This is a genomic window from Methanobrevibacter filiformis (assembly GCF_001639265.1).
GTDB lineage: Archaea > Methanobacteriota > Methanobacteria > Methanobacteriales > Methanobacteriaceae > Methanacia > Methanacia filiformis.
This window is the reverse complement of sequence record NZ_LWMT01000263.1, coordinates 1-13784: the sequence shown is the minus strand read 5'-3', so window position 1 is coordinate 13784 and position 13784 is coordinate 1. Positions and strand designations below refer to the sequence as shown.

The following is a 13784-nucleotide window of genomic DNA, read 5'->3' as shown; positions in this document are numbered from 1 at the left end:
ATCTTCATGCAAAACCATAAACACCAACTCAACAAAAACTAAAAAACACTAATAATATATTACACCCCATAATATTTAAAACTAAGCATAACTAAAAAGAATCAAAAAATAATTATTGCACAGCCAATAAACTCACAGGAAAATATATATTAATCATTAAATTCATAATATTAGCTTAATCAAACTTTTAAACATTTAATTTTATTGATATTTTAAACTTTAAATAGCAGACAATTGATTATTATGAAAGATTTACCTTTGAATGTTGGAACATTTCCTAATTTAATTTAAATGATTATATATAGCTAAATACGAGAAGTTTAAAAATAATATTTAGTATTATTTAATTTTCTATAATAATATTATTAAATTAATAAAAATTTACCTAATGAACAATAATTGAACTTATAAAATAATTAAAATAAGAAGTGAAAAAATGAAAGCTATTATACTATCTGCTGGAACAGGAACTCGTCTACGTCCACTTACTGAAAATATTCCTAAAACACTGTTAAAAATAGATAATATTACTATTATAGAAAGACTAGTAAAAAATTTCAATGATAATGGAATTGAGAGCTTCATTTTTGTAGTAGGTCATTTTAAAGATAAGGTAATTGAACATTCTAAAATACTTGAAGATAAATACAATATATCAATTGAAATAGTGGAAAATAAAGAATATGACACTACTAACACTTCTTGTTCAACATACTTAGCAAGTAAAGACCTTAATGAGGATTTTATTTTAGTTAATGGAGATAATGTTGTGGATCCTAAGATAATCAGGGATATTGTAGAATCTAAAAATTCTACAATGGTAATTGATAATTATAAAAAATTAAATGAAGAATCATTTAAGATAATTATTGAGAATAACATAATTAAAGCTATTGGAAAGAATTTAAATATAGAAGAATCATTTGGAGAATTTATAGGTCTTTCAAAAGTTGTTAAAAATGATTTAAATTCATTTAATGGAATATTACTAAAATTAATAGAAGAAGATCCTCAAAACTATTATGATTTTGCTTATAAAGAATTAAGTGAAAACTCTAAAATTGATTTCGTACTAACGGATGGTCGTCAATGGACTGAAATTGATGACCATGATGATTGGGAACAAGCACAACAACTTGTGAAAGAATTTGATTTGAAAACATTTTAATTAATAATACTAATTATTGATACTAACAGTAATATTAATAATATTAATTTTAATAATAACAATAATTTTAATACTAATATAAGTATTATAAGTTAACACGATTTTAGACAATTTTTCTTAATTAAAATTATAGTTCTTGATAAAATGTCAAATATAAAAAAGGTAATCCGAAAGCTTGTAATCTTCATATACCATTTATTTTTCTACTTATTGCAAACTAAAGGGAATGTTATTATATTTGAAAGTGGTAATGGTCGAAATTACACTGGAAACCCTAAATACATTTATGAATATATCATTAATAACTGTAATACAGAAAATCTTAAATTAATATGGTCTCTTGAAGATGTAAGTGAAGAAATACCTGGAAATCCTATTAAAGTAAGAAGAACCAGATTAAAATATCTTTATTATTCAATAATAAGTAAGTTTTGGATATTTGATGCAAGACATCCAGAATATCTCATTAAAAAGGATCAATGTAAATATATTCAAACATGGCATGGAACTCCTTTGAAAAAGTTAGGACTCGATATGAATATTGTTAATATGGGGGGGAAAACTGATATTGAAGAATATAAACAGGAATTTGAAAAAAACACTAAAATTTTGGATTATTTAATTTCTCAAAATGATTATTCTTCAAGTATATTTAAAAGAGCATTTAATTTCAAAGGAAAAATGTTAGAAATAGGATATCCTCGAAATGACGTACTTATAAATGATAATAATGAAGAAAATATTCTTAATATAAAAAATAAGTTAAATATTCCAAAAAATAAGAAAATAATATTGTATGCTCCAACATGGAGAGATAATAAGTTCCATAGTGAAGGAATATATAAATTTTCAACTGAACTAGACTTTGATATTCTTAAAAAAGAATTAAATCAAGATTACATGATTATAGTTAAGTATCATTATTTAGTTAGAGAAAATAAGGATCATTATGATTCAGATTTTGTAATAATAGCTGATGAAAAAACAGATATACAAGAGCTATATTTAATATCAGATATTTTAATAACAGACTATTCATCTGTTATGTTTGATTATAGTCTGCTAAAAAAACCTATGATTTTTTATACATACGATCTAGAGTTTTATAAGAATAATTTAAGGGATTTTTATTTCAATATATATGAAGAAGCTCCAGGACCAATACTTGAAACAAATGAAGAGATTGTAAATTATATTAAATCATTTAATACAGAAGAATATTTTTTAAAATATCAAAATAAATATTCTAATTTCATTAAAAAATATAATAGCTATGATGATGGTAATGTATCAAAAAGAATTGTAGAAAATATCTTACAACTAAAATAGCTTAGAATTTAATTTAAACTGCAATAATTCAGAATCGAATTTGAAACTGTAATTATAGTGATTATGTGAGATGAGTAATTATGAAAAGAATAGGATATTATTTATTTAACATTGTTTATTACATATTCTATCTTTTAAAGACTAAAAATAAAATTCTAGCTATAATGACCCATGATGAAACTGATGAAGGAAATATTGCTTATACTTTTAATTATTTTAAATCAAAAGATCCTAAAATAGCTATTAAAACATTAGTAAAAGAAGATTATGAATTTAAATTAAATAAATCACTACCTAAAAAATTGCTTAACTTTTTTATAAAAATTCCTTATAATGCTGCAACAAGCAAAATAATATTAATGGACAATATTTTTCTACCTTTTGCATACACTAAATTTAAAAAAGGAGTTAAAGTAGTTCAACTGTGGCATAGCAGTGGCTCAATTAAGAAGTTTGCATTAGACAGTGAAGAAGGATTAATTAAAAAATTAGCTGAAAAATCATCCTCAAAAAACACTCATTTAATTATAGGTTCTAATGAAATGGTACATATATTTAAATCAGCTTTTGGAATGGAAGAAGAGAATATATTTTCAATTGGATCATCAAGAACAGATTTACTCTTAAATAATAAATTCAGAAATAATGCTAAAAAAGAATTTTATAATAGCTATCCAGAACTTAAAAATAAGAAAATTATTCTATATGCTCCAACATTTAGAGATGAAACATATGTAAATTCAATTAAACCTTCTCAAAATAATGAAAGTATGGATTTATCTGGAAATAAACAATTAAATATTGATATTTTTAATTTATTAAATTATTTAAATGAGGATTGGGTTTTGCTACTGAAATTACATCCTCACATATCTAAAAACTTTTCTTTAGATGATTTAAATATAGATAATAGCTATAATAAAAGAATATATAATGTTTCAAACTATAAAAGCTTAAACACATTAATGTTAGTGTCTAATTCCTTAATAACTGATTATTCTTCAATAGTCTTTGAATATTCCTTGCTAAATAAGAAGATGGTTTTTTATCCTTATGACTTAAAAGACTTTGAATTGTATTCAAGAGGATTTTATTTTGATTATATAGATTTTATACCTGGGAAATCTTTTATAAATACTAAAGAAATAGCTGAAGAAATTGAAAATACTAATATTTCTCATAAAATAGAAGAATTTAGAAATAAATATATGAAAAACTCAAATGGGCAAGTAGGGGAAAAGTTATATCAGCTATTAATTGAAGATTAAGAAAATAGTAAGAATAAGAACAAACATTTCAAACTTTTAAAAACGAGAAATCAAAGATTTCTCTAAATTTCCTCCAGAAATAAAAGTTTGATCAAAAGTTATTTCCAAAAATAAAGCATTTTAAGCATAATAATGTTTTTATTAACATGAAACAAACTTTTAGAAAAAGTTTGATCAAAAGCTATTTCAAAAAATAAGTAATTCAACTAAGGAATGCTTTTATTAGCATGAAAATTATTCACACTCAAATAATACAAATTGAAAATACATTATTAAATATGAGATTTAATAAAAATCATTATATATAACTTACATGTAAATATATATTCAGCATGTAGCATCATATTTAGATGTTGATTTTCAGATGTTGATTTCGAAAAAATAAAAAATTTTTTCAAAATCCTGCCCAGTGATAATCTCAATTTAAGTGCCTATGAGATATTTTGCGAAATCAGTGTCTGAATATTAATTTATATTATATGGCTTAACAAATGATTTATAATAAAATATAGGAAAAAGTGAATAAATTAAATTTATTAGTGTTAATAAATTGTACATAACTATTAAATTTACAATGAGGTAAAATTAATGAAAAATCTGAATATTATAATTTCAATTATTATTGTACTAGCTATTGCTGCAGCAGTTACAGCTTATGGGATAACAAATCCAGATAATAATATTTTTTCAAGTTTAGATGGCTATAGTCCTGACTCTAGCTCTGATAGTTTAGACACAGGATCTGCTGATAATGGTGTTGGAACAAACGATACTCAATCTTCAAATGATGGTAGTGGTAGTGAAGGTGTAACTACAACAGGCAGTGGCAATGGGGCATCTGGTAGTGGAAGTTCTGGTAATGGAACTAGTGCAAGTACTCATGATGGAATGAGTATTAGTGAAGCAAAAAACATTGTTAATGGTAAAGAAAAAGAACATGGTTTCCATGCAGGAACACCGTCATGGGATAAAGCCTCACATTTATGGTTTGTTCCAGTCCTTGATGAGAATGGAACAAAAGTTGATACCATGAGTGTTGACCCTAAAACTAAAAAAACAGGTCGAGCATAGACTTAAATAGGAATATTTATTCCTATATTCACTTTTAAGCATTTTTTTTAATTATTTTTATTATTTTACTTATTTTATAAAAAATTTGTAGTATATACTTTTTACACTGATTATTCTATTTCTTGTCATTAACTTTGTTAACTGGGATTCTCAGGCAACTAAATTTTCATATAATTCACTAAAGTCATCATGATCTTTGATAATAGCTATAAAAATGATATTTTAGAAAGCTATTAATAATTAAATAATCTTATATTGAACTATTAAAATTATCATAGCTATGATTATTATATATTATTATATAGAAAAACTTTAATTGTCCTTTAAAATCATGTAATAAATAATATCTTCTTTTAAAATAGATAGATATATATACTAAAACAATGCAATATAAGATTGTATTGATTGCAGTGCTAATCTACTAATTTTGACATATATTTTAATTAAAAAAAATAATATTTTAAATAGTATTAAATAAAATATATATTTAAATAGTATTAAATTAAATAAAAAATAGTTTATTAAAAACTATAATAAAGTATATATTACATTAGTTCTTAAGGGCCTGTGGCCTAGGCTGGATAGGGCGATGGACTTCTAATCCATAGGTCGAGGGTTCAAATCCCTCCAGGTCCGTATTTTCTTTTATTTTTAAAATAAATACATTCTATTTTTTTTCCTAATGATAAATTTCTATTTTTCCACAGTAAAAATTATTCTTGATTTTGTAGTTTTAAATAATTTACATAATAATTTTAGTATTATTTATAATTATATTTTTATTAATTATTACTTTATAATATATTAATATTATTGATTATTATAATTTTATTACTAAATTTAAATAATTAATACTATACTTTTATTAAAATATCCTAAAATCATAATTAATGGATTGGGAACAATTTTTTGGTTGTTCATGTATTATTATTATTATTATTATTTCAAAGTTTATACACAAATTGAAATTTAAATCATAATATTAAATAATTCAATAAATCTATGAATGTTTTAATTGAATTAAATTATTTGGAAATTTTTATTAATAATGAAAAACATATAATATAATATATTTGGCATGAGGATTTTAAATGCAAAATTTACCACTTGGAAGGCAGGATTTTAGAGTAATTAGGGAAAAAGATTATTTGTATGTGGATAAGACAAAATACATATACAAACTAATTAATGAAAGTGATATTAACTTCCTTTCAAGACCTCGTAGATTTGGAAAATCATTATTAATAAATACTTTTAAAGAACTTTATGAAGGAAATGAAGAGCTGTTTAAAGGTTTATATATTTATAATAAATGGGATTTTAATAAAACACATCCAGTTATTAAATTAGATTTTGGAGAAGGTGAATATGAATCATTGGTTAAATTAAAGCTCACATTAGATGATTTTTTAGATAGCTGCGCTGAAGATTATGATGTGGAACTTAAAAAAAGAACTATAAGTAGAAAATTTGGGGAATTAATTAAAAAGATCTACAAAAAAACTGGAAAAAAATTGGTTGTTTTAGTTGATGAGTATGATAGAGCTATCACTGAAAATTTAGGTGATAATAATCTTTTGGAAGATATTCAAGCTATTTTAAGAAGTTTTTACAATGTTTTAAAAACAAATGACCAGTATATTGAATTTATATTTATTACAGGTGTTTTTAAAATTTGCAACACTTCAATTTTCTCTACTTTAAATAGTACAACTGATTTAACATTAGATGAAAAGTATTCTTGTATTTGTGGATATACTTATGATGAATTGGAAGATTATTTTAAAGAGCACATTATTAATTTAGGGAATAAGTTAGGTTTAAGTTATAATGAAACGATAAAGAAGATTAATTACTGGTATGATGGTTATTCTTGGGATGGAAAGAACAAGGTCTATTCTCCATACTCTACTATTGAACTTTTGTACTATGGTGAGTTTAATAACTACTGGTTTAAAACTGGAACTCCTAAATCATTAGTTGATTTTTTAAAGGAAGCAGATGATTATAGTGAAGTATTAAATCCTATTTTAATTAAGAACTCAAGATTGGATCCTTTTACCTATGAACATATTGATCCCATAGCTATTTTCTTTGAAACAGGATATTTAACAGTTTCTGAAAAGAAAATTATTAATGATGTTATATATTACAAGTTACAGTCTCCTAATTTTGAAGTTGAAAATTCTATGCTTGATTATTTAATAGATTTGAATTTTGTGATTCGCCAAGACGAAAATATAAAAGTTAAGTTAATAGAATATATGGGTCAAATAGATAATGAGAACTTCCAAAAAATAATAAAAGAGTTTTTAACACATATTCCAAGTAGAATTCACATAGATCAAGAGTATTATTATCAATCTATATTCATAGCATGGCTAAATGGATTGGGATTTAAAAGTGAAGGGGAAATACAAACAAATCTGGGATTAATGGATGTAATGATATTAGAAAAAGAAAATACTGTAATTATAGGTGAATGTAAGTTTTCAAAGATGAAAGAAAATAAGAATGAGCCTATAATACCATATAAAACTATGTTAGACACTGGAATAAATCAAATAAAAGATAAAAAGTACTATGAAAAGTATCCAAATAAAAGAATAATAATGGTAACCTTTGCATTTGCAGGAAAAGAGGTTTACACGGATTTAGAAGAGTTAACATTCTGAAATTAGGAGTAATACATTTTATTTCACTGATTTTTTAATCTATAAAATATCTTTTAACAATGAAATAATATATAATATAATTAAATAGGATCTGAGGATTTTAAATGCAAAATTTACCACTTGGAAGGCAGGATTTTAGAGTAATTAGGGAAAAAGATTATTTGTATGTGGATAAGACAAAATACATATACAAACTAATTAATGAAAGTGATATTAACTTCCTTTCAAGACCTCGTAGATTTGGAAAATCATTATTAATAAATACTTTTAAAGAGCTTTATGAAGGAAATGAAGAGCTGTTTAAAGGTTTATATATTTATAATAAATGGGATTTTAATAAAACACATCCAGTTATTAAATTAGATTTTAGTGGAGGAGAATATGAAACACTAGAACTTCTAAAAAGCTCTTTAAATGATTTTATTAATAGAGTAGCTAGAGACTTTTCAGTGGAGACTTATAGTGAAACATTAACTAATAAATTTACTAATTTAATTATTGAAATTTATAAAAAAACTGGTAGAAAAGTTGTTATTTTGATTGACGAGTATGATAGACCCATCACTGAGAATTTAGGTAATAATAATCTTTTAGAAGATATTCAAGCTATTTTAAGAAGTTTTTACAATGTTTTAAAAACAAATGATCAGTATATTGAATTTATATTTATTACAGGCGTTTCTAAATTTGCAAACACTTCAATTTTCTCTACTTTAAATAGTACAACTGATTTAACATTGGATGAAAAGTATTCTTGTATTTGTGGATATACTTATGATGAATTGGAATATTATTTTAAAGAGCACATTGTTAATTTAGGAGATAATTTAGGTTTAAGCTATAGTGAAACAATAGAGAAGATTAATTACTGGTATGATGGTTATTCATGGGATGGAAAGAACAGGGTTTATTCTCCATACTCTACTATTGAGCTTTTGTACTATGGTGAGTTTAATAACTATTGGTTTAAAACTGGAACTCCTAAATCATTAGTTGATTTTTTAAAGGAAGCAGATGATTATAGTGAAGTATTAAATCCTATTTTAATTAAGAACTCAAGATTGGATCCTTTTACCTATGAACATATTGATCCAATAGCTATTTTCTTTGAAACAGGATATTTGACAGTTTCTGAAAAGAAAATTATTAATGATGTTATATATTACAAGTTACAGTCTCCTAATTTTGAAGTTGAAAATTCTATGCTTGATTATTTAATAGATTTGAATTTTGTGACTCTCCAAGGCGAAAATATAAAATCTAAACTTATAAAATCTATGGAGGAACTTGATAATGAAAATTTCCAAAAAATAATAAAAGAGTTTTTAACACATATCCCAAGTAGAATTCACATAAATCAAGAGTATTATTATCAATCTATATTCATAGCATGGCTAAATGGTTTGGGATTTAAAAGTGAAGGGGAAATACAAACAAATCTGGGATTAATGGATGTAATGATATTAGAAAAAGAAAATACTGTAATTATAGGGGAATGTAAGTTTTCAAAGATGAAAGAAACTAAAAATGAGCCTATAATACCCTATAAAACTATGCTAGACACTGGAGTAAATCAAATAAAAGATAAAAAGTACTATGAAAAATATCCGAATAAAAGAATAATAATGGTAGCCTTTGCATTTGCAGGAAAAGAGGTTTATACAGGTTTAGAAGAGTTAACCTTCTGAAATTTTCTAATTCTTCCATTATTCTCTTTTTAATATCGTATTTTTCATTAAGGATCTCTTTTTTCATTGTCATAAGTAAGTTTCCTCTTAATTTTGTAATTTCAATGATTTATATAATAATTTTTTAGTATTACTTATAATTATATTTTTATTAAGTATTACTCTATGATATATTAATATTATTAATTATTTATAAATTTTATTATTAAATCATAATTAAGTAATACTATGATTTTATTAAAAACATTAGAAAATTTTGTAATTAAGATTAGGCAATGTAAAATTAATGGATAATAGCTTAAAAATTTTTAAGTATTTCTTTTTATTTTTATTAATTTATTTACAAGAATTTTAACTATTTGGCTGTTTAAATCTTTATTTTAGTTAAATAGCTATTTTTCTAATTTTAATTCTAATTTTTCAAAATGAATTATAAGTATATTAATTAAGATAAACTAAGATATATTAAAGTAGGATAATTAATAGTTTAATTAAAGAATTAGGTGTTTATGTTTATATTTAATATTGATAGCAAAATAGCTATCATATTCGCTTATATAATATTTATAATAAATTGCTAGTTGTAAGACTAATTTTATTCAAAAGCTGTCATTATGATTATTTTAATTAAATCCATTAAATTCTAGTCTTAAGGTGGAATAAATGTCTGAAAATCTAGATAACATTAATAAAATTGAAAATTTAATAGAAGAACATACTGTGTGGATGAAAAACAGTATTAATCTTATTGCAAGTGAAAATATCACAAGTTCACAAGTAACTGAAGCTGTAGATTCAGATTTAGCTCATAGATATGCTGAAGGAAAATGTGGTCAGAGATTATATGAAGGATGTAAATACATTGATAGTATTGAAGGATTAACAATAAAACTTTCAAAAAAGCTATTTAATGCAGAACATGCTAATGTACAACCAACATCAGGTGTTGTAGCAAATCTAGCAAGTTTCTTTGCATTTGCAAAACCAGGGGACTCTATAATGGCACTAAAAGTTCCTGTTGGGGGCCATATTAGTCACGCTGATGTAAGTGCTGCTGGAATTAGAGGATTAAAACTACATCCTCATCCATTTGACACTAGTATAATGAATATTGATATTGATGCAATGAATAAGAAAATATTAGAAATTAAACCAAAGATAGTTTTACTTGGTGGAAGTGTATTCCTTTTCCCTCATCCAGTTAAAGAAGCGAAAGAAGCAGCGGATGAGATAGGTGCAAAAGTGATGTATGATGGGGCCCATGTTCTAGGTTTAATAGCTGGTAAGACATTTCAAGATCCACTTAAAGAAGGAGCAGATTTACTTGTTGGAAGTACTCATAAAACATTTCCTGGTCCACAAGGCGGAATAATACTTTCAAAAAAGGAGTATGCTGATAAAATAGACGAAGCAGTTTTTCCTGGTGTTGTTAGTAATCATCACCTACATCATGTAGCAGGTCTTGGAATAGCTACTGCTGAAATGCTAGAATTTGGTGAAGCTTACTCTAAACAAATAATAAAAAATGCAAAAGCACTTGCTCAAGGATTACATGAGAGAGGATTCAATGTCTTATGTGAAGATTTAGGATTCACTGAGTCTCATCAAGTAGTAATGGATGTATCAAATGTTGGAAGGGCAGCAATACTTGCTAAAACATTAGAATCTAACAATATTATCCTAAATAAAAATCTTCTCCCATGGGACAATGTTAATCATTCTGATGATCCATCAGGTATAAGAGTAGGTACTCAAGAAATCACAAGAAGAGGAATGAAAGAATCTGAAATGGATGAAGTAGCAGAATACATTAAAAAAGTAGCTATTGATGATAAAAATCTTAAAGATGAAGTAACTGCCTTCATGAACAACTATACAAAGATCCATTATGGATTTACAGAAGACGATGCTTATCCTCTTAAGCTTTAATTTCAATTACTCATCTATAAAATAATTTTTTAAATCTCTATTTTTCATTTCTTATTTTTTCATTATCTTTTACTTCTTAAATAAGAGTATTTAACTAAGGATTTATTAATTAAAACATATTTAATTCTATTTAACTCTAGTTTTTTTAATACTTATTTTTTAATACTTACTGATGATTTAGCTACTTTTCATATAAATATTAAATTAAAAGAATGTAATTTACATAATGTTAAAGTATCTATTGTTAATTATAATAAAATAGAAATAACTATAATATAATATTGGCAATATAACACTCCTGTTTTCATTGGAAGTTATTTTTTCACACAAAACAGAAAAATTAAATAAAACTAAATTAATACTAAATTTAATAAAAATAATAAAAATTTTTCACTCTTCCTATGTGTCACAACATCTTTTTATTTATTTTCATTTATCTTTAATTTCAACTTCTTCTTTTAGCCATTTTAAATAGCTATCTGAAACATTTGAAATAGGAATTGCAAGAATACATGGGTTTTCATAGCTATGAATTTCTTTTATTCTATTTATTACTTTTTCCACATTTTCTTCTAATGTTTTAATTAGTAATATTGTTTCCTTGTCCTTTTCAATGTTGTTTTCCCACCAATATATTGAATCTATATTGTTTATTATATTTGAACATCCTCCAAGTCGTTCTTTTACAATTGTTTTTCCAATGCTTTCTGCTTCTTCTTTATTTGATGTTGTAGTGTAGATTAGGCTTATCATTTTACTCATCTTTTGTAATATTTAGATGTTGATTTCGCAAAATAACGAAAAATCTTCGATTTTTAAACTAAAAAATTTTGTAAAATCATTTTAAATCTATAAAACTGATTTAAGTGTATATATGAGATTTTGAAAAATTTTTTATTTTTTTCAAAATCAGTGTTAAATTATCTTGAAAAGTCTAAAATTAATTCTTCTAAATCCCTGCCTTCATCAAGGTGTTTTATTAATTTTTGAGCTGGGTTTTCTAATAATTCAACTCTTTTGTAAAGAGGTTTTATCAGTTTTTCTTCATTATTTCCTTTATTTTTTAATTCCTCTGATGCTAAATCTAAAATAGCTGTTAAAAGACTTTTTAAATCTTCTTTATCTATAAAAGATGGAATAGTTGTTTTTACAAAGATTTTACGTAATTCATTTAAAGAATATCCTTGATTAAAAATTACTGTGTCATTGTCTAAAATTTCGTTGATTTTGTCTGTCTGATTTATTAAACCTAAATGAAATGCAGCAACACTCATACTTTCTCTTATTGGTTGTGCACAGACACTTCTAAATTCTATTGTTCCTCTAAATGTTAAATCTTCAAATTTAAAGGTTCTAAAATATTCAAAATCTTCTAATTTTGGTTTGAATTGTATCTTATGGTATTTGCCATTTTCATAATAGTCTCCAATGATTTCTTCTTGGTTAAAATAGTTAGCTATTGGGATTGGAGCGAAATTGATGTATTTACCATCTTGCTCTGTACAGTATATGCTCATATTGAGCATGTAATCTAAAAGTTCCTCTATGCTTTGAGGTAATGGATCAAACATTCCTACATTTTCATCAGTATAACCTTGCATACTGTCTTCCCAAAGCATGTCTCTACTACATGCTAATTCTGCGTTTTCACCATTTAAAACTGAGTTGGAAAATAGTATGGCTTTTATTGGTTCTAATTTAGAAAATGCATTTATTGTTGATATTAGATCCTTATAGTTAATGTCGAATTGTACTTGTGAAGCACTAGTAAACATACCAAATTCTGGGGCACTATGGAATTTTTTTTCATTTGTGAAGTTGGGGTATGTACAGAGGTGACGATATAACATTCTGTATCTTCCATTTGGTACTGGTACAAGATTATTGTAGTTTCTGTAAGGATTAACACCAAAACCAGTTATTATATGGTTCTCTTGTATTAATACTTCTTGAATAAATGCACAATATTCATCAAAACGTTCTTTTACCATGTATAAATTCTTTTCTTTTCCAAAAGAAAATTCAATGTTGTTGTATGAACAATCATAAGTATAAACATCTTTAGTTATAGGATCTTCAAGGGCACAGATATTCTGATTTTCATCAATAGCTGTTTGCTTAAAATCAAATTTATCTTTAAATAGTTTAGTAAGATTATGAATTACTTCAAAATTCACAGGATCCTTGCTTAAATTAATAATTGGTAACTCAATTTCCACCCCTGCAAAAACCTCTCTTTTGGATTTTGTAGGTTCAATAAATCTTTCATAGATAAGTTTTTTAACTTCTTCTCTATTCATTTTTAAATTCCTTGTAGCTTTTAATTTAATATATTAATTTCGCAAAAACTATAAAAAAAACTATAAAATTTTGCAAAAACTTCCCAGATATTCAAATTATTAACGCTGATTTTGTTATTTTTTTCGAAATCAACGTCTAAATTTATACTTTAAATATCAACAATAATGAAATTCTAATTAATAATTATACCCATAATTACAAACAAACAATATTATAACTAAATTTTTTGGCTATGTCAAAAACTTCATGGTTGAGATAATTTTTCCTCTTTCTTGCTCCCATTTTATTCTTTGAAGATCTAAATAGGTTGTTATTCCTTGTTCTGTCTTGTATATTTTTTTCAGGTGTCTTGGTA

The 13784-nt window shown here is 24.7% G+C and carries 9 protein-coding genes and 1 tRNA gene; 8 read left to right on the top strand and 2 right to left on the bottom strand.

Translation table 11 applies throughout. The features are described 5' to 3' along the window. Positions 1-436: 436 nt before the first annotated feature. The 8 genes from MBFIL_RS08265 to glyA all read left to right on the top strand — a co-directional run bounded on the left by MBFIL_RS08265 (position 437) and on the right by glyA (position 11128). Positions 437-1168 carry a phosphocholine cytidylyltransferase family protein gene (locus MBFIL_RS08265; RefSeq protein WP_066973444.1) on the top strand — a complete coding sequence of 244 codons (732 nt, stop codon included), beginning with the start codon at positions 437-439 and terminating at the stop codon, positions 1166-1168. A 144-nt stretch (positions 1169-1312) separates the two neighbouring features. Then, the gene (locus tag MBFIL_RS08260) at positions 1313-2497 is read left to right on the top strand and encodes a CDP-glycerol glycerophosphotransferase family protein (RefSeq protein WP_084266361.1); all 1185 of its coding nucleotides are present in this window, start codon (positions 1313-1315) and stop codon (positions 2495-2497) included. A gap of 80 nt (positions 2498-2577) precedes the next feature. Then, on the top strand, positions 2578-3765 hold the full coding sequence (locus MBFIL_RS08255) for a CDP-glycerol glycerophosphotransferase family protein (protein ID WP_066973442.1): 1188 nt from the start codon (positions 2578-2580) through the stop codon (positions 3763-3765). A 588-nt stretch (positions 3766-4353) separates the two neighbouring features. Next, on the top strand, positions 4354-4836 hold the full coding sequence (locus tag MBFIL_RS08250) for a hypothetical protein (protein ID WP_066973439.1): 483 nt from the start codon (positions 4354-4356) through the stop codon (positions 4834-4836). Positions 4837-5397: 561 nt separating this feature from the next. Next, positions 5398-5472: transfer RNA gene (locus MBFIL_RS08245), tRNA-Arg, on the top strand. Positions 5473-5927: 455 nt separating this feature from the next. Continuing rightward, positions 5928-7511, top strand: a complete 1584-nt coding sequence (locus tag MBFIL_RS08240) for an AAA family ATPase (protein ID WP_066973438.1) — start codon at positions 5928-5930, stop codon at positions 7509-7511. Between the two features lie 104 nt (positions 7512-7615). Then, positions 7616-9199, top strand: a complete 1584-nt coding sequence (locus MBFIL_RS08235) for an ATP-binding protein (RefSeq protein WP_066973435.1) — start codon at positions 7616-7618, stop codon at positions 9197-9199. A 663-nt stretch (positions 9200-9862) separates the two neighbouring features. After that, entirely contained in the window at positions 9863-11128 is a 1266-nt protein-coding gene (glyA, locus tag MBFIL_RS08230) for a serine hydroxymethyltransferase (protein ID WP_066973433.1), read from the top strand. Between the two features lie 429 nt (positions 11129-11557). Here glyA and cutA read toward each other — a convergent pair whose 3' ends face one another. Beyond that, a complete protein-coding gene (gene cutA, locus MBFIL_RS08225; protein ID WP_066973431.1) occupies positions 11558-11881 on the bottom strand; it encodes a divalent-cation tolerance protein CutA in 324 nt (107 codons plus the stop codon). Between the two features lie 167 nt (positions 11882-12048). Further along, on the bottom strand, positions 12049-13428 hold the full coding sequence (locus tag MBFIL_RS08220) for a glutamate--cysteine ligase family protein (RefSeq protein ID WP_066973428.1): 1380 nt from the start codon (positions 13426-13428) through the stop codon (positions 12049-12051). Between the last annotated feature and the right edge of the window lie 356 nt (positions 13429-13784).

Bases quoted from the DNA above. Each gene is read 5' to 3' on its own strand.
- MBFIL_RS08265 (WP_066973444.1), top strand. From the start codon at position 437: ATGAAAGCTATTATACTATCTGCTGGAACAGGAACTCGTCTACGTCCA.
- MBFIL_RS08260 (WP_084266361.1), top strand. From the start codon at position 1,313: ATGTCAAATATAAAAAAGGTAATCCGAAAGCTTGTAATCTTCATATAC.
- MBFIL_RS08255 (WP_066973442.1), top strand. From the start codon at position 2,578: ATGAAAAGAATAGGATATTATTTATTTAACATTGTTTATTACATATTC.
- MBFIL_RS08250 (WP_066973439.1), top strand. From the start codon at position 4,354: ATGAAAAATCTGAATATTATAATTTCAATTATTATTGTACTAGCTATT.
- MBFIL_RS08240 (WP_066973438.1), top strand. From the start codon at position 5,928: ATGCAAAATTTACCACTTGGAAGGCAGGATTTTAGAGTAATTAGGGAA.
- MBFIL_RS08235 (WP_066973435.1), top strand. From the start codon at position 7,616: ATGCAAAATTTACCACTTGGAAGGCAGGATTTTAGAGTAATTAGGGAA.
- glyA (WP_066973433.1), top strand. From the start codon at position 9,863: ATGTCTGAAAATCTAGATAACATTAATAAAATTGAAAATTTAATAGAA.
- cutA (WP_066973431.1), bottom strand. From the start codon at position 11,881: ATGATAAGCCTAATCTACACTACAACATCAAATAAAGAAGAAGCAGAA.
- MBFIL_RS08220 (WP_066973428.1), bottom strand. From the start codon at position 13,428: ATGAATAGAGAAGAAGTTAAAAAACTTATCTATGAAAGATTTATTGAA.